The sequence below is a fragment of the Mesorhizobium sp. genome (genome assembly GCF_017306585.1).
Classification (GTDB): domain Bacteria; phylum Pseudomonadota; class Alphaproteobacteria; order Rhizobiales; family Rhizobiaceae; genus Mesorhizobium.
Genome location: NZ_JAFKIC010000205.1, coordinates 1 through 25,497, shown reverse-complemented (window position 1 = coordinate 25,497; position 25,497 = coordinate 1). Strand labels below are relative to the sequence as shown.

General features: G+C 58.2%; 26 protein-coding genes and 1 pseudogene. 16 read left to right on the top strand and 11 right to left on the bottom strand.

Features of this window, described 5'->3' with window-relative positions:
• Window positions 1-638: 638 nt before the first annotated feature.
• Complete coding sequence (locus tag J0I79_RS25310) at window positions 639-1,832, top strand: PLP-dependent aminotransferase family protein (protein WP_292865712.1); 1,194 nt, start codon at window positions 639-641, stop codon at window positions 1,830-1,832.
• A gap of 26 nt (window positions 1,833-1,858) precedes the next feature.
• On the opposite strand, the gene J0I79_RS25305 is transcribed toward J0I79_RS25310, so the two are convergent.
• Window positions 1,859-2,632 (bottom strand): enoyl-CoA hydratase, encoded by a 774-nt coding sequence (locus tag J0I79_RS25305; RefSeq protein WP_292865709.1) that lies wholly within the window; start codon window positions 2,630-2,632, stop codon window positions 1,859-1,861.
• A gap of 373 nt (window positions 2,633-3,005) precedes the next feature.
• Between J0I79_RS25305 and J0I79_RS25300 the strand changes: the two genes are divergently transcribed.
• The 8 genes from J0I79_RS25300 to J0I79_RS25265 all read left to right on the top strand — a co-directional run bounded on the left by J0I79_RS25300 (window position 3,006) and on the right by J0I79_RS25265 (window position 9,439).
• The gene (locus tag J0I79_RS25300; protein ID WP_292865727.1) at window positions 3,006-3,776 is read left to right on the top strand and encodes an ABC transporter ATP-binding protein; all 771 of its coding nucleotides are present in this window, start codon (window positions 3,006-3,008) and stop codon (window positions 3,774-3,776) included.
• Window positions 3,777-3,790: 14 nt separating this feature from the next.
• Window positions 3,791-4,480 carry an ABC transporter ATP-binding protein gene (locus tag J0I79_RS25295; protein ID WP_292865724.1) on the top strand — a complete coding sequence of 230 codons (690 nt, stop codon included), beginning with the start codon at window positions 3,791-3,793 and terminating at the stop codon, window positions 4,478-4,480.
• A gap of 11 nt (window positions 4,481-4,491) precedes the next feature.
• Window positions 4,492-5,358 (top strand): branched-chain amino acid ABC transporter permease, encoded by an 867-nt coding sequence (locus tag J0I79_RS25290; RefSeq protein ID WP_366015198.1) that lies wholly within the window; start codon window positions 4,492-4,494, stop codon window positions 5,356-5,358.
• Between the two features lie 11 nt (window positions 5,359-5,369).
• Complete coding sequence (locus J0I79_RS25285) at window positions 5,370-6,338, top strand: branched-chain amino acid ABC transporter permease (protein WP_292865706.1); 969 nt, start codon at window positions 5,370-5,372, stop codon at window positions 6,336-6,338.
• A gap of 64 nt (window positions 6,339-6,402) precedes the next feature.
• Window positions 6,403-7,083, top strand: a complete 681-nt coding sequence (locus J0I79_RS25280) for a dimethylmenaquinone methyltransferase (RefSeq protein WP_292865703.1) — start codon at window positions 6,403-6,405, stop codon at window positions 7,081-7,083.
• A 5-nt stretch (window positions 7,084-7,088) separates the two neighbouring features.
• Window positions 7,089-7,550 (top strand): RidA family protein, encoded by a 462-nt coding sequence (locus J0I79_RS25275; RefSeq protein ID WP_292865700.1) that lies wholly within the window; start codon window positions 7,089-7,091, stop codon window positions 7,548-7,550.
• 62 nt (window positions 7,551-7,612) lie between these two features.
• Window positions 7,613-8,632: a zinc-binding alcohol dehydrogenase family protein gene (locus tag J0I79_RS25270; protein ID WP_292865697.1), complete on the top strand. Its 1,020-nt coding sequence runs from the start codon at window positions 7,613-7,615 to the stop codon at window positions 8,630-8,632.
• A 15-nt stretch (window positions 8,633-8,647) separates the two neighbouring features.
• Window positions 8,648-9,439, top strand: coding sequence for a fumarylacetoacetate hydrolase family protein (locus J0I79_RS25265; protein ID WP_292865693.1), 792 nt, complete (start codon window positions 8,648-8,650; stop codon window positions 9,437-9,439).
• 433 nt (window positions 9,440-9,872) lie between these two features.
• Here J0I79_RS25265 and J0I79_RS25260 read toward each other — a convergent pair whose 3' ends face one another.
• Window positions 9,873-11,078, bottom strand: a complete 1,206-nt coding sequence (locus J0I79_RS25260; protein WP_292865690.1) for an ABC transporter substrate-binding protein — start codon at window positions 11,076-11,078, stop codon at window positions 9,873-9,875.
• 435 nt (window positions 11,079-11,513) lie between these two features.
• The gene (locus J0I79_RS25255) at window positions 11,514-12,431 is read right to left on the bottom strand and encodes an AraC family transcriptional regulator (protein ID WP_292865687.1); all 918 of its coding nucleotides are present in this window, start codon (window positions 12,429-12,431) and stop codon (window positions 11,514-11,516) included.
• Between the two features lie 300 nt (window positions 12,432-12,731).
• Here J0I79_RS25255 and J0I79_RS25250 point away from each other — a divergent pair, with 300 nt between their 5' ends.
• The 7 genes and pseudogenes from J0I79_RS25250 to J0I79_RS25220 all read left to right on the top strand — a co-directional run.
• Window positions 12,732-13,604, top strand: coding sequence for a PhzF family phenazine biosynthesis protein (locus tag J0I79_RS25250; protein WP_292865683.1), 873 nt, complete (start codon window positions 12,732-12,734; stop codon window positions 13,602-13,604).
• Window positions 13,605-13,643: 39 nt separating this feature from the next.
• Window positions 13,644-14,639: an aldo/keto reductase gene (locus tag J0I79_RS25245; protein WP_292865680.1), complete on the top strand. Its 996-nt coding sequence runs from the start codon at window positions 13,644-13,646 to the stop codon at window positions 14,637-14,639.
• A gap of 117 nt (window positions 14,640-14,756) precedes the next feature.
• On the top strand, window positions 14,757-15,935 hold the full coding sequence (locus tag J0I79_RS25240; RefSeq protein WP_292865718.1) for a thiolase family protein: 1,179 nt from the start codon (window positions 14,757-14,759) through the stop codon (window positions 15,933-15,935).
• A gap of 2 nt (window positions 15,936-15,937) precedes the next feature.
• Window positions 15,938-17,089 (top strand): acyl-CoA dehydrogenase family protein, encoded by a 1,152-nt coding sequence (locus tag J0I79_RS25235; protein ID WP_292865677.1) that lies wholly within the window; start codon window positions 15,938-15,940, stop codon window positions 17,087-17,089.
• Complete coding sequence (locus J0I79_RS25230; RefSeq protein WP_292865674.1) at window positions 17,086-17,853, top strand: SDR family NAD(P)-dependent oxidoreductase; 768 nt, start codon at window positions 17,086-17,088, stop codon at window positions 17,851-17,853. Before J0I79_RS25235 ends, J0I79_RS25230 begins: the two co-directional genes overlap by 4 nt.
• Window positions 17,850-18,227: a hypothetical protein gene (locus J0I79_RS25225; RefSeq protein ID WP_292865672.1), complete on the top strand. Its 378-nt coding sequence runs from the start codon at window positions 17,850-17,852 to the stop codon at window positions 18,225-18,227. Before J0I79_RS25230 ends, J0I79_RS25225 begins: the two co-directional genes overlap by 4 nt.
• A gap of 22 nt (window positions 18,228-18,249) precedes the next feature.
• Window positions 18,250-18,420, top strand: a pseudogene (locus J0I79_RS25220) (helix-turn-helix transcriptional regulator); the annotation flags it as partial.
• Window positions 18,421-18,555: 135 nt separating this feature from the next.
• On the opposite strand, the gene J0I79_RS25215 reads toward J0I79_RS25220, so the two are convergent.
• The 8 genes from J0I79_RS25215 to J0I79_RS35175 form a co-directional block, all read right to left on the bottom strand.
• The gene (locus tag J0I79_RS25215) at window positions 18,556-19,242 is read right to left on the bottom strand and encodes a flavin reductase family protein (protein WP_292865669.1); all 687 of its coding nucleotides are present in this window, start codon (window positions 19,240-19,242) and stop codon (window positions 18,556-18,558) included.
• A gap of 34 nt (window positions 19,243-19,276) precedes the next feature.
• Complete coding sequence (locus J0I79_RS25210) at window positions 19,277-20,053, bottom strand: SDR family oxidoreductase (RefSeq protein WP_292865666.1); 777 nt, start codon at window positions 20,051-20,053, stop codon at window positions 19,277-19,279.
• 202 nt (window positions 20,054-20,255) lie between these two features.
• Window positions 20,256-21,080, bottom strand: coding sequence for an SDR family oxidoreductase (locus tag J0I79_RS25205; protein ID WP_292865663.1), 825 nt, complete (start codon window positions 21,078-21,080; stop codon window positions 20,256-20,258).
• A gap of 14 nt (window positions 21,081-21,094) precedes the next feature.
• The gene (locus J0I79_RS25200; protein ID WP_292865660.1) at window positions 21,095-21,598 is read right to left on the bottom strand and encodes a VOC family protein; all 504 of its coding nucleotides are present in this window, start codon (window positions 21,596-21,598) and stop codon (window positions 21,095-21,097) included.
• Between the two features lie 90 nt (window positions 21,599-21,688).
• Complete coding sequence (locus tag J0I79_RS25195) at window positions 21,689-22,663, bottom strand: LysR substrate-binding domain-containing protein (RefSeq protein ID WP_292865656.1); 975 nt, start codon at window positions 22,661-22,663, stop codon at window positions 21,689-21,691.
• An 89-nt stretch (window positions 22,664-22,752) separates the two neighbouring features.
• The gene (locus J0I79_RS25190; RefSeq protein WP_292865653.1) at window positions 22,753-23,838 is read right to left on the bottom strand and encodes a LysR substrate-binding domain-containing protein; all 1,086 of its coding nucleotides are present in this window, start codon (window positions 23,836-23,838) and stop codon (window positions 22,753-22,755) included.
• Between the two features lie 58 nt (window positions 23,839-23,896).
• Complete coding sequence (locus tag J0I79_RS25185) at window positions 23,897-25,048, bottom strand: branched-chain amino acid ABC transporter substrate-binding protein (protein WP_292865715.1); 1,152 nt, start codon at window positions 25,046-25,048, stop codon at window positions 23,897-23,899.
• Window positions 25,049-25,334: 286 nt separating this feature from the next.
• The coding region (locus J0I79_RS35175) for a DUF6867 family protein (RefSeq protein ID WP_366015201.1) at window positions 25,335-25,497 on the bottom strand (163 nt) is incomplete at its 5' end.

The window sequence follows — 25,497 nt, the reverse complement described above, 5'->3', positions numbered from 1 at the left end:
GCCCGGGAAGCCCTGAGCCTCCCACCGGCGCATCCATCCAACCTTGTCACCGGCCTTTACCCCTCGCGGCCTTTGTATTAAACGCTACAGAAAGGGTGCTTGACCGTCAATCAAAATTTGACAGATTGTCTGATTGCATGATGTCACGATCGCTTGAGTGTGCTTGGATAGCCCTCTGCGAATGGCCCTGCCCAATCGCTCATGCTCGCATTTCCGGTAATATTGGCTGCCGATCATCCAACCACGCGGAGTCAGCGGACCCTGCGGCTTGACGCTCTACACCGCCGCAGTTGCGACGGAACCCGCGTCCGAAACGACGCAAGCAATGTGTATCTGCGTTGGGCCGCGCGGAAGTTTCAGTGACGAAATTGTCAGCACGGAACGCTGCGAGCGGCTGATAAAGACATCCTCAGCCAACAAGGTCGAACGCCAGGTATTTAAGTAGCCAACTTCTCCCTTACGACCCTCGCAGCGCGAAGCCAACAATCCACTGGCAGACGAGAGGATTAATGGCTGTTTCACGAAAAGGATGGCAGCTTTCTACATAACTGGCTCTCACGTTTCTGATAAGAGATCGCACTATCTGCGATCAGCATCATCGATGTTGTCGTTACGAGAAGATAGAATGGAGAAAGATTTTGGAAGTAAATTTCGCCGACCGCATGAAAATCGTGAAGCCATCTGCCATACGTGAGCTTCTGCAGTTTGGCGCAAATCCCGAGATCATTTCATTTGCCGGTGGATATCCCGACCCAAATCTCTTTCCAGTTGAACAGCTGAGGGGCATTTTCCAGAGCGCTATCTCCGAAAATGGGCGAAATGTGCTGCAATATACGCTCTCCAACGGATTACCTCGGTTGAGGGAGCAACTGGCTGAGAAAATGAAACGGGAAGGAACGGCATGCACCGCAGACGAGGTGCTGATCTTGCAGGGCGCCCAGCAAGGTCTCGATCTTGTCGCAAAGATGCTGATCAACGCAGGGGACCTCATAATAACGGAGAACCCAACATTCCTTGGGGCGCTTATCGCGTTCAATCCCTTCGAGCCACGCTACAAGACCGTCCCCATTGATGAAAATGGCATGGTCGTCGACGAGCTCGAAGAGCTTCTCAAAACAACTCCTCGAGCGAAGTTGCTCTACACAACCCCAGATTTCCACAATCCAACGGGCGTGACGCTCTCACTCGAGCGCAGAAAGAAGTTACTCCAACTGGCTACCAAATATGACCTCATCATTTTGGAGGACAGCCCGTATCGTGACCTGAGATACCAAGGCGAGCAGGTCCCTTCGATCAAGAGTATGGATACGGAGGGCCGGGTGATCTATCTCGGTAGCTTCTCAAAAATTTTAGCGCCAGCTCTGCGTATCGGTTGGGCCGTAGCCTCAAAAAAAATCGTTGAAAGCTTGGGACTGCTCAAGCTGGCAGCCGACACGCAGACGAGCACACTCAATATGTTCGCGGTGTCGACATTCCTGGATAAATGCGATTTTGATGCGTTGCTATTGTCGATCCGGAATACCTATCGCCACAAGAAAGCACTCATGCTGGATACGATGCGCGGAGAGTTTCCGCAGGAAGTGGCGTTTACCGATCCGAACGGGGGCTTGTTTACCTGGTTGACGTTTAGTCCGGGCTTCAATGCCGGGGAATTCCTGAGGGAAAAAGCGTTACCGTTGGCAAAGGTCGCTTACGTTCCTGGTGCAACATTCTATCCAGTTGTGCAGGAGCCCAACCATGCAAGAATGAGCTACTCTCTGCAATCCGACGAGCAGCTGGTCGAGGGTATCTCCAGATTGGGAGAAGTGTTGCGCAAAACCGGATCGCTTTGACACAACGCTGCTACCATTTCGTTGACTTAGCGGTTGGTGAAATTAGGCTTTCGCTTTTCGGCGAATGCCGCCATGCCCTCCTTCTGGTCATCAAGGGCAAAGAGCGAATGAAACAATCGCCGCTCGAACCGAAGGCCTTCTGCGAGCGTCGTCTCATAGGATCGGTTGACGGCTTCCTTGGTCATCATCACCGACGGCAACGAGAAATCGGCGATCTTGGCGGCAGCTTTGATCGCCTCTTCGACCAGTTCGCCGGCAGGCACGACCCGTGACACCAGTCCGCAGCGCTCGGCCTCGGTAGCGTCCATCATACGTCCGGTCAGACACATGTCCATCGCCTTAGACTTGCCTATGAAACGGGTCAGGCGCTGCGAGCCGCCCATTCCGGGGATCACACCGAGCGTGATCTCGGGCTGGCCGAATCTGGCCGTATCGGCGGCAATGATGAAATCGCACATCATGGCCAGTTCGCAGCCGCCGCCCAGCGCATAGCCGGCAACCGCCGCTATGATGGGCTTGCGCGCCCTGGTGAGTTCTTCCCAGCCAACGAAGAAGTCCTGCGTGTAGGCGTCAGCGAAAGATATCGCTTGCATTTCCTTGATGTCGGCGCCTGCAGCAAAGGCCTTTTCAGAGCCGGTAATGACCATCGCGCCAACGCCGTTGGCGGCGCCGAATCCGCTCACCGCCGCCACCACTTCCGCCATGACCTGCGAGTTGAGGGCATTGAGCGCCTTCGGCCGATTCAGCGTGATCAGCCCGACCCGACCGCGTGTTTCGACGATGACGGTTTCATAGGTCATAGGTCGCCTCCTTCCGGTTCAACTCAGCTGAGACACGCTCCGCTCAGTATCGCGCATACCCTCTCGCTGACCCAGGAGATGTGGCCATCCCAATGACGGTCCGGGCAATACCCTTCTTGGGTGTCCGCTACTGGCAGAGGAGGGTCGATGGCCGAGTCATGAAAAAAACGACCTCTTCAAGAGAGCCAATTTCGCCTGCGCTGATATGATCGCAATCAATAAGATGTCCGCGCTCGCCGGTTCCGGGCAGTCAAAGCGGCAGGGGAACAGACTTGAGACATTTCGACCATATGCGTGGCTATCTGGTGATACGAGCAAGCAAGGGATGCTCGCACCTTCGCCTGCCGAGCGCGATGCCATGACGCGCGCGCCGATGCTGCACTGCGAAGCGCTCAAGCAGTTCTTTGGTTCGTTTTGCGCGATAGACAATTGCACCTTGTCGATACCGTCGGACTCGATCACCGGCTTGATCGGCCCCAACGGCGCGGGCAAGACGACTTTGTTCAATCTGATCGCTGGAGCATATCAGCCGACCGGTGGGACGATAACCTTCTGCGGCCAAGACATAACGTTCCTCACCCCGGATAAGCGCTTTGCAAAAGGTCTGGTGAGGACATTCCAAATTCCCCATGAGTTTCAGCATCTAACAGTCATCGAGAACCTGATGATGGTTGCTCCAGACCAACCGGGTGAAGGGCTTCTGCAGAACTGGTTCGCCCCCGGTCGCGTCCATCGTGTGGAAGAAGAAACCCGACGCAAGGCCTGGGAAGTGCTTGAATTCATCGAGCTGACGCATATTGCGGATCAGCTCGCAGGGCTCGTCTCCGGCGGTCAGAAGAAGCTGCTGGAGCTGGGTCGGACGATGATGACTGATTCGAAGCTGGTTTTGCTGGATGAGCCGGCGGCGGGCGTGAACCGCACACTCCTTCGCAAGATCGAAGACAAGATCGCCTACCTGCACAAGGAGCGGGGCTATACATTTATCCTCATCGAGCACGACATGGAGATGATCGAAAAGCTGTGCGACCCCGTTATCTGCATGGCAGATGGCAGAGTTCTCATTGAGGGTGATTTTAAGTCTGTTCGGTCGGATCCAAGGGTGCTTGAAGCATATCTGGGCGAAAAAGCAGGAACAAAGCATTGAACGCCCCGCTCCAGATGGCCAACCTTCGAGGTGGCTATGGCGACGCGGATGTGTTGTTCGATGTGTCCATCGACCTAGGCGACCGCGAGATCGTTGTAATTGTCGGGCCAAACGGCGCCGGGAAATCAACGGCAATGAAGGCGATCTTCGGCCTTCTGAAGGTTCGAGACGGCTCGATCGTCTTTGATGGGCAGGATATTACTGGCTGGTCGCCCGATCGCGTGGTGCAGGCCGGAATTAGCTACGTTCCGCAGGTGAGCAATATCTTCTCCGAGATGACCGTTCACGAGAACCTGGAGATGGGAGCTTTCCTGAGGAAGGGTAACTTCTCAAGTGCGTACGAGCGCGTCTATCAGCTTTTCCCGGATCTGAAGAACAAGAGAAAAGCCATTGCTGGCAGCTTGTCGGGCGGGCAGCGTCAAATGGTTGCGATGGGACGGGCCCTGATGCTTCAGCCGCGCGTCTTGCTATTGGACGAGCCAACCGCCGGCCTCTCACCAAAATACATGGAACAGATTTTCCAGATAAGCAGGGACGTACGCGACACCGGAGTCTCAATTCTACTCGTCGAACAGCATGCGAAGCAGGCTCTCGCTTTTGCGGATCGGGGCTACGTGCTGGCGGCGGGCCGAAATAGATTTGAAGGAAAAGGCAGCGAGCTCCTGGCCGATCGAGCCATGGCCGAAATGTTTCTCGGCGGTTAAGGCTCATACATATGCTGGATTTCATCAATTTCTACGTCGTTCCGGGCATAGTAACCGGCTCAATCTATGCCTTTGCGGCCATCGGCATCACGCTGGTTTTCTCAATTATGCGCCATGCACATCTGGCGCACGGGGATATGGCGACAATGGGGGCATATATCGCACTCGCGGCGTCAACGATGCTTGGCTTGCCCGTATATTTTGCGCTTTTGCTCGCCATACCTTTAACCGCCGCGCTGGCGGTTGGGACCGACAAGCTGTTTTACGAGCACTTGCGAAAGAAACCGAAGATCCTCACGACGATGTCGACCCTTGGCACGGCGCTGATGTTGCGGTCGATCGTGCAAGTTGTTTGGGGCGTCGGCACGACCAGTTATGCAAAGGGTATCACCAGGCCGAACGATTGGTTCGGTCTGAAGATCAAGACTAACGAACTAATCACCCTGCTAGCTCTCGCTGTTGTCGTTTTGGGTCTGGCGGCATTTCTGAACAGAACGCGATGGGGCAAGGCCATGCGCGCCATGTCTGACAATCGTGATCTGGCGTTGCTCTGTGGTATCGACAACGCAAGGGTAATTACTCTGACATGGCTGATCGTAGGCGGGCTGTGTGCCATTTCCGGCTTCTTTCTTGGCATCAATACCGAGATAAAGTCCATGATGGGCTGGAATATTATTCTCCCTGCATTTGCAGGCGCCATCCTGGGAGGTATTGGCCGCATTGAGGGGGCGCTTGTTGGCGGCTTGATGATTGGGCTCGTCGAAGAACTCTCGGTGCTGTTCATTCCAACCGAATACAAGGCGGTGAGCGCCTTCGCTATTTTGCTTCTCGTCCTTCTTGTGCGGCCTCGAGGGCTGTTCAACGGCAAGATCATTTAGGATCGTGCAACATGGGATTTCTCGAGGCACTCAATTATCCGATCTACGTGGCCATATTTATTTGCGTCTATTCATTCCTTGCAATCGGCCTGAACGTCCAATGGGGCTATGCGGGCCTGTTCAACGCGGGCGTTGCCGGATTCTTCGCGGTCGGTGCTTACACGTCGGCGATCCTTACGTCGCCTGATGTACCGGGTAGGTTGGGCGGTTTCGGCCTGCCGTTCATTGCAGGTGTTGCAGGAGCCATGTTGCTTTCCGCATTGGTTGCGCTACCGATCGGCAAGATATGCCTGCGGTTTAGGGGCGACTATCTGGCGATAGTGACCATCGGCGTCGCGGAGGCCATACGAATCTTCGCCCGCTCTGAGGAATGGATCACGGGCTCGTCGCGAGGCATCCAGAATCTGCCGAGGCCGTTCGGCGACCTGCCCTATGTCTATTCCCAGCTTGCCTACCTGGCGCTCGTCGCAGCCATTCTGCTTGTCGTCTATTTGCTCGTAGAGCGACAATCAGCATCCCCCTGGGGCCGGATGATGAGGGCTATTCGCGATAACGAAGTTGCGGCCATGGCCATGGGCAAGGATGTCCCGTTCAGGCGGCTGCAAGCCTTTGTCTTCGGCGCAGCACTCATGGGGCTCGGAGGAGCGCTCTACGCACATCTGGGACGATCAATAACCCCAGAGGCCATCGACCCGATGATCGCATCTTTCCTGATCTGGATCATGGTCATCCTGGGTGGTTCCGGCAACAATCGAGGGGTTCTGGCCGGCGTAACGATCGTCTGGATTATCTGGACAGCATCTGAGTTCGTAACGGATCAGTTGCCCATGGAATATGCGCTGCAAGCGAAATATGGGCGAATCTTCCTCATCGGCCTGATGCTTCAGTTGGTCCTTCGTTTTCGGCCCAACGGGATATTCCCCGAGTTTCGCCCTACGCAGAAAGACAGTCGAAAGCCAGACAAGTCTGACAAAGCGTAGCGAACCTTGCAGCGAAGCTGCTTCATTCGGCTGATAACAGCCTCGACCTCCGAAAGGATAGAACATGGTTGTGAAGATCTTGGCGTCAGGCCCTAGAGAACCGTGGAGCCCCGAAATTGCCGCCTGGCGTTCCATACCGGTCGCGGTCGCAGCCGACTACGTACGCGGTACAGGTCCTATCAATGGCGGGATTCGACCGCTTCGGCCTGCGGGGCAACAACCGAGGCTTTTCGGCCGCGCATTGACCGTTCTTTGCGAGCCTCCGGATTTCGGCGCCGTGCTTCATGCACTCGACATTGCGGAGCCTGGAGACGTCCTCATGATTTCCGCAGGAGGGAACGCGGATTTCGCAATGATTGGCGACATTCTGGGTGGTCATTTCAGAGACCGTGGCGGCGTCGGCATCGTCTGCGACGGGGCAGTCCGCGACGTCGGCACTTTGGCTCGATTTGAAGATTTCGCAGTCTACACACGCCATGTCAGTCCGCGGGCAGCGCTGTCGGCTGAGAGGGGCGCTGTCAACCTGCCGGTATCGATCGGGGGCCGGGTTGTTGCCCCTGGCGATTTGGTTATCGGCGACGACGACGGGGTAATGGCGTTTTCTCCCGATGCAGCCCGTGAATTTCTCGCACCGGCCCAGGAGAAGCTGGCAACGGAAGCCAGATGGATCTCCGATCTGGCCAACGGCAGAAGTGCCATGGAGACGTTCGGTATTTTGGCGCCGATCACATATGGAGAAGGCTGAGACAAATGAGTCCTGAGCAGAAACTGTCTTCGTTAAACCTGACCCTTCCGCCACCGCCAGATCCTATCGCGCAGTATAGGCCGGCACGCCTCATAGGGACAACACTTTACCTCTCTGGGCACGGCCCGAAGAATCCTGACGGGTCGTTCATCACTGGACGGCTCGGGCAGACAGCCTCTGTCGAGGAAGGATATGCCGCAGCGCGGAATATCGGTCTGCACCTGCTTTCCGTGGCGAAATCCGTGGTTGGTGATCTGTCCCGCATCGAAGCCGTGGCCAAGGTCTTCGGCATGGTGAACGCGGAGCCGGATTTCACCGATCATGCCTGGGTCGTTGACGGATGTTCGGACCTGTTGGTCGAAATACTCGGGGACGCTGGATATCACGCACGCTCAGCCGTGGGCATGGGCTCGCTGCCATTTGGAATGATGGTGGAAATCGAGGCGATCCTTTCGATCAGGCCGTAAGCAAGTATACGCCGCCCGCTGGCGGAAGTGTTCCGATTTGAAACCGACTGAGAGGTAAGGGGATGAAAGCCGTCGGCTTTTGGACAAGAGGGCTCGCGATCACCGATCCACGCTCGCTAGTGGATCTGACACTTCCCGACCCGGAGTCTCCTGCTGGGCGCGATCTGCTTGTCCGAGTCTGTGCGGTTGCAGTCAATCCGCGAGACGTCAAAAGCAGAATGGGCATCGAGCCGACAGAAGGTAAACCCGTTGTGCTCGGCTACGACGCCTCGGGGGTCGTCGAAGCGGTCGGCGACCAGGTGCAGTATTTTCAGCCAGGCGACTTGGTATTTTATGCTGGTGTACTCGATCGGCAGGGCTCGAACGCAGAACTCCAGTTGGTCGACGAAAGGATTGTCGGTCGCAAGCCATCCACGATCGATCACTCTGCGGCTGCCTCACTCCCACTGACCAGTCTGACATCATGGGAGATGCTTTTCGACAGGCTCCAGCTCCCATACGGAGAAGGGAAAGGGGAGGCACTGCTTATGATTGGCGGCGCGGGTGGCGTTCCATCCATGACGATTCAGCTTGCACGTCAACTGAGCCAGGTTGAGATCGTAGCGACTGCATCCCGTCCTGAAAGCGAAACCTGGGTTCGGTCACTCGGCGCCAACCATGTCGTCAATCATTCCCGGCCGTTGGCCACACAAGTGCAGGCGATCAACCAGCTTTCGCCTGTCACCCGAATTTTTTCCACGCACACTGACACCGCCAGTTGGACTGAAATGGCGAAGATTATCGCACCACAAGGGCGAATTGGGCTCATCGACGACCCCGAGCCACTCGATCTTAGACTGATGAAATTCAAAAGCGTCTCGATTCATTGGGAGGCCATGGTCACGCGTCCGATGTGCGGCACGCACGACATGCAACGGCAGCACGAGATTCTCGACGCTGTTTCCGGGCTTATTGATTCAGGCCAGCTCCGCGCCACCCGCAATACCGACTACGGCAAGATCAATGCGAAGAACCTGCGCCATGCGCACGCCGCGCTGGAATCGGGTCATGTCGTCGGAAAAATTACGTTGGCCGGCTTTTAGCCTGGGAGGACAAGGATGGACATTGCGACCGTGAAGGCCGCCTCGGCACTGCTCGTACGTCATTGGGAGGAAGGCACAGTTCTTGAGAAACTGCCCGGAGCCCTGCGCCCCAAAACCAGAATGGAAGGCTATCTGATCCAGGCGCAAATTGAATCGATCAGCAAGTCGCCCCTGTTTGGATGGAAGATCGCTGCCACGAGCGCGGCAGGTCAAAAACACATCGCGGTGGATGGGCCACTTGCCGGTCGGCTACTTGCAGAGAAGGTACACGAGGACGGCGATGTCATACCGTTTGGCGGAAACCGCATGCGTGTGGTGGAACTCGAGTTCGCCTACCGAATGGGGCGCGACCTTCCGCCCAAACCCGCGCCCTATCAAACGCACGAGGTGTTCGATGCGATTGCGGATTTGCACCTGGCGATCGAAATCCCCGACTCACGGTTCGCAGATTTCGTGACAGCCGGAGGCCCGCAGATCATTGCCGACAATGCCTGTGCAAACCGCTTCCTCCTTGGTCCCAAGGCACCAGCAGTTTGGCGAGAGCTTCACCTTGCCAAGCATCGCATGGTCGGGAGGATCGGAAGCCGTCTTGAGCGCGAAGGTGTAGGTGCCAACGTGCTGGGTGATCCACGCCTCGCCCTCACCTGGCTAGTCAACGAGCTTTCTTCTTTAAACGTCACTCTAGCGGCAGGGCAAGTTGTTACGACTGGCACTTGTGTCGTTCCGATGGAAGTTGAGCCTGGCGACGTCGTTACCGCCGATTTCGGAGTGCTCGGCACAGTTGGTTGCCGCATCGGCAACGTATGACGCGTACCGAGTTCAGTGGGATGCAAATGCGGCTCATTGGTTGACTGAAGTGTTGGCGGCCATCTTGTACCTAGACTTGACGCTTCGGTCTTAGTGGTTGCAAGGCTGGTCCCCAATGCAGCCTGTCGATAGGCCGAGTTTTGGAGACACGTCTAAATCCCGGCAGGTCCTTACGCGCCAAGGGCTGAGCTTCAAAAGTGCTCCTCGTTGCTGAGGTTCCAAATAGGCAACGGTTACACATCCCATTGCCAATTATCCCGCAAGCGCGGGCCATTCCGTCAAAAACATGAAGTGCTCTGGTGCCCTAGACTTATTGCCAGCCTTCACCAGACACGGAAAAAGCGGCGCGTTTTCAGCGCCGCTTCACAATCCAGTCGATGTAAATCCCATCGCAGTGATCGACAACGTTAATTATCGATCATTCGGAACTCTGTCACTTCATCTGCTGGACCAGATCAAAATCTTTTCCGTTTACCTTGTAAAGCGCGTAAGCTCCGGCCACGTCACCATTCGCGTCAAAAACCAGGTCGCCTGTAGCTCCCTTGTAGTCGATGTCCTTTCCTGCATCGATCAACTCCTTGGCCTTCTTCCATTCGCCTGCTTCGATTGGCTCGCCTTTCCCACTGGAAATGGCCCGGAGAGATTTTGAGATCAGTTCTTTTTTTCCACCAGCCTTTTCGACCGCCAGCGCCATCAGGAAAACAGCATCATATGCATTGGTCACGAAGGTTCCATCGGGGTTTCCACCGGCCGCCTTAAAGGCGGCGTTGAACAGATCAAGGGAATGCGACTTGTTCGCAACCGGCGACGAGATCAGAAGATCGCCGAGATTTGCGGCCCCGATACCATCAACGAAGCCAGCGTCTTTTAACCCTTCCCCTCCGAAGTAATGCTTGAAGAACCCGTTCTCGAGTGATTCACGCATTATGGTCAGGCCGGAGGTCGCACCATAGTCGATCAGCAAAAGCGTATCGGCTCCGCTCTTTGCAAGCTCGGCAAGATCTGACCTGTACGATGGTTTGTTTTCCTCATGCCCAGCGAACGCTGCGATCTTGCCGCCTTTGGCCTCATATTCTTTCTTGAACGCAGCCGCGAAGCCTTGGCCGTAATCATTGTTGATGAATGAAACGGCGATAGTTTTGAAGCCGCGCTCCAATATGGCACGCGCGAGCACCTGACCCTGGTATTCGTCGGAGGCTATAGCCCGGAAGACGGTGTCGTTGTCTTTCAGGGTTGTGATCGCCGGCGACGTGCCGGAAGGCGTGATCAAGGTTATGCCTGCCGGAATGGTCACGGAGTTTGCTGCCGCGATAACACCACCGGAGCACCACGGGCCGACTACGCCAATGACACCCGCGACGTTGACGGCTTTGCCCGCCGCATCGGCAGCAATCTGAGGATTGCAGCCACTGTCCTGGATTGAGCCAACCAGCTTTTCACCGGCAAGGACACCGCCTTGGTCATTGACCTGTTTCAGGGCCAAGTCGTAGGCCTTCATCATTTCGGGGGCCAGCGCGGCAACACCTCCCGTGATATCGCCAAGAAGGCCTATCTTCTGATCTGCATGAGCTGATGTTGCGAATGTCGCTCCCAATACCAAGGTAGCGATCTCCATATACTTTCTTACCGACATATCCATTGGTTGTTCCCCTTTTCTAGGTTGATGTTCAGATGCGCTTGGTCAGGTTTTGGATTTCCCCGGCTCATTTTTTCGTGGCGGCGTCGGCCCAGTTCCTCCATCCTGGAGAGAGTGTGATATCGAGGCTTCGGTATGCCGGACTGCTGACCGGAAGCACGGAATGCGCTGTCCGCATCTGGATTGCTTGTGTGGTTAGCGGATCAGCGGAATCCGAGGCCGCTCTCTTCGAAAAACGTAGTCGACAATTGCGGGAGGCGCTCCCGCGCGCCGGCCTTAAATATCATCAGAAAGCCATGGAATGGCGGGAGTGCGTATTGGAAAAGCTATGGTTTGCGCATCTGCGAGGGCGCGGAAGGGAGCCGTTGATAGCGTGCGCAAACGCGGATCACCGTATGTCGACCAGCAGTTGCGCGGTCGTCACTGGTGCCGTTCTGGTTATGGGCTTTTGTGAAACTCTCGCCACTTCTTGGGCGTCTTCCCGGTCGCACTCTTCAGCACGATGGTAAGATGGCTCTGGCTTGCGAAGCCGCACATGTCGGCTATTGCCTGGCAATCTTCGTCGGTGTCGATAAGCATCGCCTTTGCGCGATCAACGCGCCGCGCCATCAACCAGCGATGCGGCGTATCACCCGTTTCTTGGCGGAAGGCGCGAGCAAAATGACGGACGCTTAGCTTGGCGACCTCGGCCATCTCCAGGAGTCCGATCTTCTTGTGAAGATTTTCGCCGACGAATTCCATCAACCGTCGCATGCGGTGGGGTGACAAGGCAATCTGATCAGGGCGTTTCGCAAGCGTTCCCGCTCGCTGCAGCAATTGCGAAAGGATGGCAATCAGCAGTCCATCCGCAAGAAGGTAATCGGTCAACTGAGAACGCTCCGACGCTTCCCAGAGCCTGACCATCATTGCGTGCAGAAGGGGATCGTCCCAAGCCTCCAGCGAAAGCGGGGCAAAGGCCTCGCAGAGATCCGGCGGCGCGGACGCACCCAGTATGCGATTGATTGTCGACGTCGGTATCAGCAGCACCAGGTTGCGTCTATCGCCCTCAACCATCCAGCGGCTGGTCGTGTAAGGCGGCATCGCAACAATCCGTCCTGGGGCTAGCGTATCGCGATGCCAGCCATCACCAAGGTTCCAGGACCAAGCCCCCTCTTTGGTGACAATCAGCGGCATGGAAACAACCAAATCAGGCACATATGGATCAGTATTTCCATGCATGCTCATGTCCGCCACGATCATCCTGCACTCAAGCCGTCCGGGCGAGTAGCGATGCTCTTGCGGAAAGGACGAATAGGCCGATGCTTTGAAGTAGTCGGCGTAGCTGATCCATTTTTGAACGGCGGTGTCGGTTAACATGTCAAACCACCCTAACCACAAGACTTGCCTGTCCTGGAGGCAAGCATTCAACTTGGTTCATCAGCCAAGTCGAGGTTTTTTGCGCCGCGGCTCCCTGACTTGCCTCCAGCTTGCCACCAACCCTGATGTCCACTTTCCTGCTGGAGGAAAAGAGTTCGCCTGACCTTCGGCAACGATTTCCGGAGCTGACGAAGGCACCTATGGCCTTCTGATGATAGTCCCGGCTCTCTGAAAAGAGTACCCCCCTTTTCATCACCCGTGCACGCCTCTAGCAAAAACGAGAAAGCGGAGAGGTGCTGCATGAGCTACAATTATTTCGTTACTGACGTGTTCTCGGACGTCGCGTACGGCGGCAATCCGCTCGCGGTATTTGTCGACGGCAGCGGGCTCGACAGCCGACAGATGCAAGCGATCGCCCGGGAAATGAACCTCTCCGAAACAACGTTTGTTACGAAGGGCAGCGCCCCAGGGCGGTTCAATGTGCGGATCTTCACGCCCACGAGCGAACTGCCTTTTGCTGGTCACCCCACGGTTGGTACCTCGGTGGTTCTGGCGGAGACCGGGTTGGCCGAAGGCCGAAGCGAAATCATTCTCGATGTCCCTGCCGGAGCGGTAAATGTCAGTCTGACACCAGGGAAGGCAACGTTCACGTTGCACCAAGGCCCGAACCGAACGGAGTCCCCGGCGTCTGCTGATGTCATTGCAAAATCGCTGGGTGTGCCAGCGGGCGCTGTTATCGGCACGCCCTGGCATGCTGACTACAATGGAGTCGGCTATCTCTGCGTGGAACTGGCGGACGCTGCAGCAGTCGACAGTTCATCGCTTTCACCTGAGGAGTTTTTCAGGCTCAAGCTGCCAGGTATCGGCGTCTATGCTTTCGCCAGTACGTCGAGGGAAGCCGGGCGGGAAGGCATTTACGTACGCAGTTTCGTTCATGGCGTGGGTGTCCCCGAAGATCCGGCAACCGGTGCAGCGGCGGCGCTGCTGGCAGGAACCCGCCTTGACGCGCAGCATGAAGGCAGTTGCAGTCTTGAAATCCGCCAAGGCGTGAAGATGGGGCGCCCTAGCCTGATCCAAACCAATGCGCAGTTGCGCGACGGCGTAGTGAGCTCGGTGGCCGTCGGTGGCCATTCCGTACTCGTTACCGAGGGCAAGCTGCTTCGCGTTCCCTGAACTGAGGCAATTAAGAACCATCCAGAGCGAGCTCCATCTATGAAAACGCGGAAGATCGGCAAGCAGATTGAGGTAGGAGCCGTCGGACTCGGCTGCATGGGCATGAGCAGTGTCTATGGCGGCCAGGATGAGGGCGAGGCCATCAAGACGTTGCACAGGGCAATTGAGCTTGGCGTAACCTTGTTTGATACAGCTGAAGCTTACGGACCGCATACCAATGAGACACTCCTGGGAAAGGCCCTGAAGCCGCATCGCCAGAAAGTTGTGATCGCTTCAAAGTTCGGCTTCGAGATCGTCGACCGTGGAAACGGGCCCGAGGAAACCGGGAACCTGGATGGGACGCCGGAAAACGTCCGCGCATCGGTCGAGGGGTCGCTTAAGCGGCTCGGCGTGGATGTGATCGACATTTACTACCTCCACCGCGTCGACCCCGAAGTGCCTATCGAAGACACCGTGGGTGCGATGGCGGAACTCGTGCAACAAGGCAAGGTCCGTGCAATCGGGCTCAGCGAGGTCAGCGCAGCTACATTGCGGCGTGCGCACCGGGTCCATCCGATTGCGGCTGTCGAAAGTGAATATTCCCTGTGGACCCGGGAACCTGAAGTAGAAATTCTTCCTCTCTGCCGAGAACTTGGCGTTTCGTTCGTCCCCTTCAGTCCATTGGGGCGCGGGATGCTGACGGGGGCCCTGCGCACTCTTGACGCGCTCGACAAGGATGATTTCCGTAGAACGCTGCCGCGCTTCGACCCCGCGAACTTCGACCGAAATGTGGCCGTGGTTACCTCGCTCGAGAACCTGGCGTCGGCGAAAGGGTACACCGCTGCACAACTGGCATTGGCATGGGTTCTCCATCAGGGCGATTTCATCGTCCCTGTTCCCGGTGCAAGAAAGATCCCCAATCTCGAACAGAACGTCGTGGCCGCTGACATAGTCCTGGATGCTGCGGATGCGGATGATATCGGCAGCCTGCTCTCGCCGGAGACGGTGTCTGGTGAGCGCTATTCAGACGAACATCTGCAACTCGTCAATCGATGAGCGGGCGGCTTCGGCCGCCACTTCACTGCATGATTTCGCCGTCGCCTGAGCCCACCAAGAAGCCGGTTGGCTCGGATGTCGACCGCTATGCTCACCATAGTGCCGGAGGAACATCTTATGACGAGGGTGGCTGTTGTTGGAGCTAGAAGGACCCCAATCGGCGCATTCATGGGAGAGCTTTCTGCCGTGGCGGCACCGGAACTCGGCGGCTTTGCCATCTCCGCGGCGCTCAGGGACTCGACCATTGCTCCCTCGGAAATTGACGAGACCCTGATGGGGATCGTCCTGCCTGCTGGAGTTGGGCAGGCACCCGCCCGCCAAGCCAGCCTGGCGGGCGGACTGCCGCTCTCAACTCCGGCGACTGCGATCAGCAAGGTCTGCGGGTCCGGCATGAAAGCGGTGATTGAGGCAACCGCGCTCATCTCGTCTGGCATGGCCCGAGCGGTTGTCGCAGGCGGAATGGAATCGATGTCCAGAGCGCCGCATCTGCTGCCCGCTTCCAGGCAAGGCCAGCGGCTCGGTCACGGAAAATGCGTCGACCACATGCTCTTCGATGGACTTGAAGACGCTTACAACGCCGGGACCCTGATGGGGAAGTTCGCGGAGGACTGCGCGACACGATATGCCTTCAGCCGCCAGCAGCAGGATGATTATGCGATCACCTCTCTGTCTCGTTCGCTGGACGCCGCAGCGCGAGGCGCGCTTGCAAAAGAGATCGTCGCGATCCCGGTCAAGAACAGGACCGTTGAGACAATAATCAGCGCCGACGAACAGCCACGTCTTGCGAGGCCTGAGAAGATCAGAACGCTGAAGCCAGCTTTCGCAGTCGACGGGACAGTGACTGCGGCTTCCTCATCGTCGATCTCCGACGGCGCCGCGGCGCTCGTACTGACGTCGGCTGACACCGCTGCCGCTCATGGCCTGGAGCCAAGGGCGTTCATCGTCGGCTCGGCCTCGCACGCCCAAGAGCCAGAGTTGTTTACGACAGCGCCAGCGTTCGCCGCCAGAAAGCTTATGATCTCGACCGGCTGGCGCGCTTCGGATGTGGACCTGTGGGAAGTCAATGAAGCATTCGCAGTCGTTGCGCTCGCATTCATACGGGATCTCGAAATTCCGCCGGACCGCGTGAATGTGAACGGCGGAGCTTGCGCGCTCGGCCACCCGATCGGAGCGTCGGGTGCGCGAATTCTCGTGACCCTTCTTCATGCCCTGGAAGAGCGCGCTCTGAAACGGGGCATCGCCGCCATTTGCATCGGGGGTGGCGAGGCCCTGGCCGTAGCCATTGAACGGTCCTGACTATGTCGGAGATTTTTACCGAGGAACAAGCGCTTATACGAGATGTGGCCCGCAGCTTTTCGCAGGACTGTCTCGCTCCCGGTGCGGCAGATCGGGAAAAGGCCGGCGAAATCGAGCTTGAAGTGATCGCCAAGATGGCGGAGCTGGGATTTCTCGGCATGACCGTGCCGGCCGAATTTGGCGGCGCCGGGACCGACTACGTTTCATACGCGCTCGCCATAATGGAAGTGGCCGCCGGCGATGGCGCGGTCTCAACCATGATGTCCGTTCACAATGCGCCATTCTGCGCCATTCTTCAGCGGTTCGGCTCGCTCGAGCAGAAGGAGCGTTGGCTACGGCCAGCCGCACAAGGAAAGTTCATCGGTTGCTTTGCGCTCACGGAGGCCGGTGCTGGCAGTGACGCTTCGGCAATCAAGACCATCGCAAAAAAATCCGGCGAAGGCTTCCTGATCCGCGGATCCAAACAGTTCATTACCTCCGCCAGCATCGGCGAGGCAGCAATCGTTTTTGCAGTGACGGATCCTCTCGCTGGCAAGAAGGGCATTTCTGCATTCTACGTGCCTCTTGATTCCGCAGGGCTTCGGATCGGACCACCAGAACACAAGCTGGGTCAAAAGGCCTCGGATACTTGTGCGCTGTGGTTTGACGACGTCCTCGCGCCTTTCGATTCCATGTTGGGCGCGGAAGGACAAGGCCTATCCATTGCCCTCTCCTCCCTCGAGGCTGGTCGCATCGGCATTGCCGCACAATCAGTTGGAATGGCGCGCGCTGCCTTCGAGTGCGCCGCGCGGTACGCGATGGAACGCAAGACCTTCGGGAAGCCGATTATCGAACACCAAGCCGTCGCGTTCAGGCTTGCCGACATGGACACTCGTATCGAAGCGGGTACGCAGGTTGTGCTCAACGCAGCGCGGCTGAAGGACAACAACATGCCGTGCCTGCGAGAGGCTTCCATAGCGAAGCTGTTTGCGAGTCAGATGGCTGAGGCGGTCGTCTCAGACGCGATCCAGACGTTGGGTGGCTACGGATATCTGGCGGACTACCCCTTGGAGCGAATCTACAGAGATGTCCGGATCAGCCAGATCTACGAGGGCACCTCGGACGTCCAGAAGATCAATATCTCCAGGGAAATCATCAAAAGGATCCAATCATGATCTGGGGCAAGGACACACCGGCACTGGTCACGGGAGGATCATCCGGACTTGGAGCCGCAGTCGCGAAAATGCTCATTGCTGCAGGTGTTCCAACCGGGATTCTTGATTTGAACGCGGAATCCGGCGCAGCTTTCGCAGGAGAGACCGGCGTCGCCTTTGCGCGTTGTGACGTGGCGGACCCCAGCTCCGTGAGCGAAGCGCTTACCCAACTGCGAAATATCAACGGTATGGAGCGGATCTGCGTTAACTGCGCCGGCATTGCACCGGCGGCCCGTACTGTGTCACGCGACGCTCCGCACGACCCGGCCCTCTTTCAGAAGGTCATATCAGTCAACCTCATAGGTACGTTCAACGTCGCATCCCAATCGGCGGCCGGGATGAGCCGTCAAGCACCGGTTAATGCGGATGGCGAACGTGGCGTCATCATAAACACCGCTTCAATCGCTGCGTTCGAGGGGCAGATTGGACAGGTTGCGTATGCAGCCTCGAAGGCAGCGGTCGCCGGCATGACGCTGCCTATGGCGCGCGACCTCGCGAAAGCTGGCATTCGGGTGGTCGCGATCGCGCCAGGAATTTTCCAAACACAAATGGTGTCGGGGTTTTCTGAAGACGTGCAGGAAGCGTTGGCGAAGTCCGCAGAATTTCCGCGCCGCCTTGGTCGTCCCGATGAATACGCTTCCCTTGTACGCCATGTGATCGACAACACCATGATCAATGGCGAGGTGATCCGATTGGATGCAGCAACGAGGATGGCCACGAAATGAAGGTGTCGCCAAAACTGACTTTTCCCCATCCTCCGGCGAGGCCAAACGAGCTCCCGGACTTCTCCAAGCTGAACATACCGCCCGCTGGAAGCCTGGGTATCCCCTCGCCCGACGCGGCACCCGAGGAATACAGGCCCTTTGCTGAGGGGATGATCCGCGTGCTCGATGAGCATGGCCGAGCCGTTGGGCCATGGGCGGACTTGACGAAGGCAATCGGTCCAGATCGCCTCAGGCAAGGTCTGCGCGACATGATGCGCATTCGCGCCGTCGACAAGCGCCTGCTCACGGCACAACGCCAGGGCAAAACCTCCTTTTACCTTCAGTGCACGGGGGAAGAGGCGATTGGCTGCGGGTTTGCGGGTGGACGGCAATGACTATCTGGCTGTCGCCGCGGTATCGGAGCGCATTGGCATCTCGACCAGTTACCTCAACCAGATCGAAAACAATCAGCGGCCAGTTTCAGCTGCGGTACTCTTAGCCCTGGCCGAGAATTTCCAGATCGACATCGGTGCGATTTCGCTCGGCGACAATGGCAGGTTGCTGTCGGCGGTTACAAAACCGCTCTCACGGGAATCCCGAAGATTCCGTCAAAATCTGAACCGCCTAACCAGATTCGAGATGACGAGCCGCGACCGCAATTGCTCCTTTAAAGGCATCGCCTCGGCAACGCTTCGCTGCTGGGGCCACGGTTCGAGGCCGACCCTAGCGTTTCTCGCGCGAGGCATGGTTTCCCGTGACGCCCGCGTATCCCGGCGGGGTGGGGCGAAGGCTGGACATCAGATCGTCGACCTCGGATCCCAGTTTCACCGTCGTGCGCTCGAAGGACGGCGCGAACGTCAGACCGTAGGGGCCGCCGCAATAGGTCGCTGGGCGGGCCACCTCCCAGATGAGTTTCCCGTGCTCGTCCAACACGTCCGATGAGCAGGATGCGGCTACCACCTCACCGACAATGGTGAGTCGATCACGCCACTGCATGTTCCACAGAACGCGGCATTCGAAGTGGCGGTCGTATTCGGCGATGCGCGGTGGCTTGACGACCCTACTGTCCATTGCGGTGAGACCCGCATAGTCCAGCTCGTTCTTCCCCGGGGGGAGGTCCGCGCCGGTGAGGCACATCGAGCGCAGATCTTGTGGCGAGAACGCCGGAATGTTGACGACGAATTCTCCGGTGGCGGACACGTTGTAGGCGGTATCCCTGCCAAGACCGACGGTGAACGTGACAGCAACCGGGTCATGCGCAATGCGCACCACCGCGCCCATCGCCGAGGCGTTGACGTTTCCATCAAGGTCAACGGTGGTCACGACCGCGGGTGTTGCGCTGAGTGCGTACATGCTGTCCCAGTGCGCGGGGTCGATATTCACGAATGTGCGGGATCCCGCGTGCGTCATGGCGATTCCTTCGTCGGGCTTCGGGTTGCTGGAGTCAGATGTGTTTGACGCTTCCGCCGTTCACGGGCAGATCGGCTCCCGTGATGTAGGAGGACTCGTCGGAGACCAGGAATGCGATCGTGTTGGCCACGTCCTCGGCACGACCGGGCCTTCCCAGAGTGATGCGCCGCTCGTCGCGCACATAGCGCTCGATCGCGGTTTCGATATCGGCACCAAGGCGGCTCGCCAGTTGCTCGGAAAAACCTCCGGGCTTGTCCCACAGCGGTGTCCTGATCGACCCAGGGGAGACCGCGTTGACCCGTATCCCGTGAGCGCCGAGTTCTTCGGCCAGACCGCGCGTGATCGCTAGCAGACCAGCCTTGGTCGCCGCGTAGTCGACGAAGTAGGGATCAACCACACGCGCCGTGGACGAACAGGTCATAACGATCGAGCCATTGCCGGATTTCCGAAGCATCGCAATGCCCGCTCGCGTAATTCGGACCGCACTCATTACGTTGACGTTCCACACCAGCAGCCAGTCGTCATCGGTGATCGTCTCGAATCCGTTGCGCGTCGGCGCGATGCCAACATTGTTCACGATCGCATCGAGCCGACCGTGCTCGTCCCGAACCCGGTCGACGAGTGCCGCACATCCGTCAGCGGTGGAGAGATCCGCGACAACGCCGGTGACGGCGTCCAGGGCCTCCGGGAACGGTGTCAGATCACCCGACACAACATGCGCTCCCAGCGACCTCAGCTTGCGCACCGTGGCCAATCCGATACCCGATGATCCTCCGGTAACGAGTGCTACTCGTCCAGCCAGGTCGGTCATATCAAGTTCTCCCAGTAGAGATGTGGCGACAGAGCGTCGGTGCCTATGTCGAAGGCTGCCGAAGCCCCCGACATGTGGTCGTCGTTGATTATGTCCCGCGGATACCGGATGGTCACCCGCTCGTCGAGCTCAGATGGCCCTGCGGCTACGACCCGATGGCGCAAGGTCCTCAGAACCGACGTGTCTGGCAATGGAATATTGCTCAGTCTGATATCTCCTGGCGGAATATCGTTTCCGATGGACCACCCGGGCCTCGCTCCGGTCTTACCCCACCGTAAGGGGTCCAGGTCTGTGCGATCAGCCAACCGCAATCGACCGGCAGGTTGACCCCGGTGACCGCGCTTGCCGCCGGCCCCGCAAGGAAGGCGACAACGCTGGCTATCTCTTCTGGCCTCGCCATGCGGCCGAGCGCGGAATTTTCAAGTGCGTCCGAGACGCGCTCGCCTTTGTCGATTGCCTGCTGAAGTGCGGGCGTCAGCGTATACCCGGGCGATACCGCATTGACCCTCACTCCAGAGCGACCCCATTCCGCGGCCAGGCATTGCGTCATGGACACGACCGCAGCCTTCGATGGCGAATAGGCGTGCAACGGCATAGATGCTTCGGCAGCGATCGATGCTATGTTAACGATGCTGCCACCGCCACGGGCAGCCATGCGACGGCCGAAAGCCACACAGGCGACGTAAGTGCCGCGCTGATTGATAGCGATGACCCTGTCCCACAGCGCGATATCAAGCGTCTCTGGCGGCAATGGCTGCTGAAAGATGCCCGCACAGTTGACGAGAATATCAACCGCACCGAATCTTTCCTCGATCTGAGCCGCGGCAGCCTCGACCGCGTTGTCTGCCTCGATATCGCAAGACCAACCGTGCCCGTCGATCGCCTTGGCCAGCACGTCCGCTGCTTGGCCGTCGCGATCGAGAACAACGACTCGCGCGCCACGTCTGGCCAACTCACGGCAAGATGCGGCACCGATGCCGCTTGCGCCGCCGGTGACGACCGCGATATCTCTGGAAGCGTCCGTCATCTGGTCCTCCTGCTTCAGGACACCGATTCGTTCGGCGCCAGCTGCCAGGCATTTCGCGGGCTTTCGATGAGTTCGATCGTCACACCGTCATGATCGCGCATATAGCAAACCCGTCGGCCGCCATTCGGACCGCCGGACCCGATCTTCACCGGGCTTGCCACTGGCTGGAAGTCATACTCCCCCGCCGCGACGATCAAGGCTTCGATGTTCACTACGTCGAAGGCAAGATGCGCGAAACCGGTGTCGCAAGGGCGGCACTGAATACGCATTCGATCGTCCGGGGATAAATACTGGATCAACTCGACGACATGACCGGCTCCAGTCAGGTAGGCGACCTCGATGTCGGCCCCGATCACGCCAACGACGATCTCGATGATCCGCCGGTCGCGTCCGGCGCGCGAAGTCAGCGTGAAGCCGAGGCAATCCCGAAAGAAGGCAACCGACCGATCGAGGTTGGAAACAGTAAAGCTGGTATGATTTGTACCAAGAATTTGGTAGCCGGCCTCGGTTTCAACCAATGGAAAGCCCTCCCCGACAAGGTGGCTGAATGACCAGCCGCTCGTCCAGCCCCCATCGGTAGATGCATGGCCGGATGCCGGCAATTGAGTTTAGTTCTCGGTGATATTGCCTTCGCGAATGCCCGGAAGCAGCGGACAGACATCCATGGTTGCTGCAACGCTGCGAAGCGTCTCGAGAAATGCCTTCGCGGCCGGCGCCATGGGCGCATCGGTGCGGGCAGTCACGCCCACCGAATTGATCGTTTCGCCTATAACGATCGGCAGCACCATCAGGCGGCCAGACAGGACATCACGTTTCGCAACTTGCCATGGCCAGACCGCGAGATAGTCCGAGGACGTCAGCAATTCGCTGTTTGTGAGCAGCGATACCGACTCGATCGCGTTACCAGGCGTTTCCAGTCCGGCGTCACGAAATGCCTTGTCGATCTGCCGTCGCAGCACCGTCTCGCGCCTGGGGAGTATCCAGTCGGATTTCTCCACGTCGGCAAGACCGATATCAGGCCAATCCGCCAGAGGATGGCCATGCCTCACGACCACACAGGCCATGTCCTCGAACAATGTCTCATGGGCAACATCGTCTCGTTCGAGCGTGCTTGGCAGGCGTCCCACAATCATGTCCAGTTGACCCAGATGCAACTCTGGAATCAGTGCGTCATTGGTGCCCTCGACAATCGAGACGGTAAGCTTAGGCCGTGTGCCGCGCAGCTGATGGATTGCCTTCGGAACGAGTTCGGCGGCGGCCGACCACTGCGTTCCGATCGCCACCCTGCCATTCGCTCCGTCGAGAAGCTCGACTAGCTCGGTGGATGCCTGCTGCAATTGGGCGAACACCTGGCGGGCGTGCAAAATCAGCCCGTGCGCGAAAATGGTTGGAATGGCACCCTTGATGGTTCGTTCGAACAAGGTGATGCCGAGCAGGGCTTCCGCCTCCTGTAGCGCCTTCGTCACGGCGGACTGGGTCATGTGAAGGTGCTGGGCCGCGGCCACGAGACTGTTCTGCTCGGCGATAGCCACGATCAGGCGCAGATGGCGGATGGTCAAGCGATGGACAAGTGTCTGTACCAAGGGGAGCGCCTTCGAACTGCGCCATGGCGCCAGCCTCGCCAACGCAAGGGACATCGCACGGCTGTCGGCGAAGGGCTATTGAATTTAAGCTATGCCGGTATAACCGGACGGTCTTGCGGCATTGGAAATGCCGGGATCTCCTCAGCCACCTTGCGCAACATGGTCACCAGCATCTTGGCCGCGGGCGACAGACGCGCGCCGAGCCGTGTGGTGATGCCGACCGGACCTTCCGTCGGTCTGAGCCGCACGGGCAGGATTGCGATGCGGCCGGTCTGCAATTCGCGCTGGGCGACCTGCCACGGCCAGACCGACACATAGCCGGCGTCGAAGATCAGTGCCCTATTGGTTAAGAGCGATACCGATTCCACCGCATTCGAAGGCGGCGCCAGGCCCTCGTCGAAGAAAGCCAGGTCGATCTGCCGCCGCAGTGTCGTCTGCTGGCGCGGCAATATCCAGTCCAGGGTCAGAAGGTCGTGCAGGCCGAGATCATTGCGGCCGATAAGCGGATGCCCCGCGCGGACGACGATGCATCCCGCATCCTGAAACAGCGTTTCCTGCTCGAGACCTTCGCAGTCCCATATCTGCGGCAATCGTCCCAGCACCAAATCCAGTTCGCCCTGGCGCAATCCCGGTAGCAGCAGGTCGTTGGTGCCTTCCTTGATAGAAATGGCAAGTTTCGGCCGTTCCTTCTTCAACTTGACGATAGCGTCGGGCAGCAGACTGGCCGATGCCGCAAGCAGGGTTCCGACCGCGATCCGGCCGCCAGTGCCGTCGCGCAGATCACTGATCTCTTCCGCGGCACGGCTGAGATCGGTCAAGACCAGGCGAGCATGAGCCACGAGTGCTTCGCCGTAGATGGTCGGGATCACACCCCGGTTGGTGCGCTCGAAGAGGTCCACGCCCAGCATGGACTCGATTTCACGTAGCGCCTTGGTCACCGCCGGCTGCGTCATGTTCAGGCGCTTGGCCGCGCCGACAAGATTACGCTCCTCGGCAATCTTGATGACCAGCCGCAAATGGCGAAAGGCCAGTCGTTTCAGCAAGTGCTCCAGTGAAGGATCCTCGGCGCCCCGTTGGTATGTCATATATTTATAACAGGGCCTGGAGATAGGCAACGAAGGGCGATCAAAGCAAATCCCCTCCCATTGCTGGGAGGAGGATGTGGCTTTATGCACTAGGCGATGTAGCACTCGTGCCGGACCAGGAAGAAGCGTCCGGTCCGGCAGGCCGAGGTCAGTCGGTCAGTTCATTGCCGGCATAGTCGAGACCGCCGGAAGCCGTCGGCTTCCAGACATACATGACGTAGTTCGCTTCAACCATGTCGCCGCGCTTGTCGTATGAGATCTTGCCGATGACGGTATCGAATACATGCCCGGAGTGCATGTATTCCGCGATCTTTTCCGGATCCGTCGATTGGATGGCGTTGGCTGACTGCACCAGTATCTGGACCGAAGCGTAGCATTTCACGGTGAATGCCTCCGGTTCGAATCCCGCCGCCCGCATCCGCTCGACTATCTGCTTAGCCTCCGGATTCTCGCGGGGATCAGGCGTGTACGTCATCAATGTTCCGGCACCGCCGGGACCGGCGATGGCGCCGAAATCCGTGGTCACCAAGCCGTCGCCACCCATCAGTGGCGCTTGGACGCCCTGATCACGCATCTGCCGGATGATCAGGCCGGCCTCCGTGTAGACGCCGCCGTAATAGAGCACGTCCACGTTGGCTTCCTTCAGCTTGGTCACCAGGCTGGAGTAGTCCTTCTCGCCGATGTTGATGCCTTCGAACACAACCTCGCTAATGCCCTTGTCGTTGATACCTTTCTTGACGATCTGTGCCAGTCCTTCACCGAAAGGCGTCTTGTCGTGGACGATGGCGATGCGCTTGCCCTGGAAATGCTTTACGAGGTAGGCAGCCGCCACCGCGCCTTGTTGATCGTCACGACCCGTTGTGCGGAAGGTGTTCCACAGGCCGCGATCGGTGAAGGTCGGATTGGTCGATGCCGGCGTGATCTGGATTATGCCGTTCTCCGCATAGACGTCGGATGCCGGAATGGAAACGCCTGAGTTGACGTGTCCGATCACCCATTTGACGCCGTCGGCGACGAACTTGTTGGCGACCGAGACGCCTGCCTTCGGATCGGCAACATCGTCACCGATCTCGTACGACAATTGCTGCCCCGCGGCTCCACCGGCGGCGTTGAAATCCTTGACGGCCATTTCGGTGCCGCGCCTGAACTGTTCGCCCCAAGGGGCGCTCGAGCCGGTGAAAGGGGCGGCGACACCGATCTTGACACCTGCCCCATCAGCCGACGCGGGCAAGGCAAAAGCAAGACCTGCGAGTGCGAGGCCGGCAAGCATGGCCAGCGGCGAGGCAAGACCCTTTGACAGGAATTTGGACATGAGGTTCTCCCATTTCGTCAGAACTGCGATGCCGCGCTGCCGGTTTGCTTGTTCTTCGCTCTGCCGGGCCTTGGGCCCGGGTCACGTCTTTTCCAAACGCTTCATCACGATCGCATGGCCAATAGGAGCGCGGCCCTCCATTCCAATCAATTGAAATTCCTTCACCCTGATATTACCGATCGAGCAGGAATGACGGCCGAAAACGCAAAAGGCGCATCGCCTTCCGGGGATGCGCCTTTAAACAGGACCTCGCATTGCGCGCGAGGGAGCGGCCCTAGGATTTGACGTGTTTCCAGCTCAATAAGGAAGCTCTTTCATAGAGCCAGTTGTATTGTGTAACCATCTGGTTGGTTCGTGTGTATTGATAGCCGACGAAGCCCAGTATCATCAGCACGATGGTGTCGACGATATAGTATTGCAGCGAGAACATCGTGCCG

Bases quoted from the DNA above. Each gene is read 5' to 3' on its own strand.
- J0I79_RS25290 (WP_366015198.1), top strand. From the start codon at position 4,492: ATGCTGGATTTCATCAATTTCTACGTCGTTCCGGGCATAGTAACCGGC.
- J0I79_RS25285 (WP_292865706.1), top strand. From the start codon at position 5,370: ATGGGATTTCTCGAGGCACTCAATTATCCGATCTACGTGGCCATATTT.
- J0I79_RS25225 (WP_292865672.1), top strand. From the start codon at position 17,850: ATGAAGGTGTCGCCAAAACTGACTTTTCCCCATCCTCCGGCGAGGCCA.
- J0I79_RS25230 (WP_292865674.1), top strand. From the start codon at position 17,086: ATGATCTGGGGCAAGGACACACCGGCACTGGTCACGGGAGGATCATCC.
- J0I79_RS25295 (WP_292865724.1), top strand. From the start codon at position 3,791: ATGGCCAACCTTCGAGGTGGCTATGGCGACGCGGATGTGTTGTTCGAT.
- J0I79_RS25270 (WP_292865697.1), top strand. From the start codon at position 7,613: ATGAAAGCCGTCGGCTTTTGGACAAGAGGGCTCGCGATCACCGATCCA.
- J0I79_RS25215 (WP_292865669.1), bottom strand. From the start codon at position 19,242: ATGACGCACGCGGGATCCCGCACATTCGTGAATATCGACCCCGCGCAC.
- J0I79_RS25235 (WP_292865677.1), top strand. From the start codon at position 15,938: ATGTCGGAGATTTTTACCGAGGAACAAGCGCTTATACGAGATGTGGCC.
- J0I79_RS25210 (WP_292865666.1), bottom strand. From the start codon at position 20,053: ATGACCGACCTGGCTGGACGAGTAGCACTCGTTACCGGAGGATCATCG.
- J0I79_RS25300 (WP_292865727.1), top strand. From the start codon at position 3,006: ATGCTGCACTGCGAAGCGCTCAAGCAGTTCTTTGGTTCGTTTTGCGCG.
- J0I79_RS25280 (WP_292865703.1), top strand. From the start codon at position 6,403: ATGGTTGTGAAGATCTTGGCGTCAGGCCCTAGAGAACCGTGGAGCCCC.
- J0I79_RS25260 (WP_292865690.1), bottom strand. From the start codon at position 11,078: ATGGATATGTCGGTAAGAAAGTATATGGAGATCGCTACCTTGGTATTG.
- J0I79_RS25275 (WP_292865700.1), top strand. From the start codon at position 7,089: ATGAGTCCTGAGCAGAAACTGTCTTCGTTAAACCTGACCCTTCCGCCA.
- J0I79_RS25240 (WP_292865718.1), top strand. From the start codon at position 14,757: ATGACGAGGGTGGCTGTTGTTGGAGCTAGAAGGACCCCAATCGGCGCA.
- J0I79_RS25245 (WP_292865680.1), top strand. From the start codon at position 13,644: ATGAAAACGCGGAAGATCGGCAAGCAGATTGAGGTAGGAGCCGTCGGA.
- J0I79_RS25250 (WP_292865683.1), top strand. From the start codon at position 12,732: ATGAGCTACAATTATTTCGTTACTGACGTGTTCTCGGACGTCGCGTAC.
- J0I79_RS25205 (WP_292865663.1), bottom strand. From the start codon at position 21,080: ATGACGGACGCTTCCAGAGATATCGCGGTCGTCACCGGCGGCGCAAGC.
- J0I79_RS25255 (WP_292865687.1), bottom strand. From the start codon at position 12,431: ATGTTAACCGACACCGCCGTTCAAAAATGGATCAGCTACGCCGACTAC.
- J0I79_RS25305 (WP_292865709.1), bottom strand. From the start codon at position 2,632: ATGACCTATGAAACCGTCATCGTCGAAACACGCGGTCGGGTCGGGCTG.
- J0I79_RS25265 (WP_292865693.1), top strand. From the start codon at position 8,648: ATGGACATTGCGACCGTGAAGGCCGCCTCGGCACTGCTCGTACGTCAT.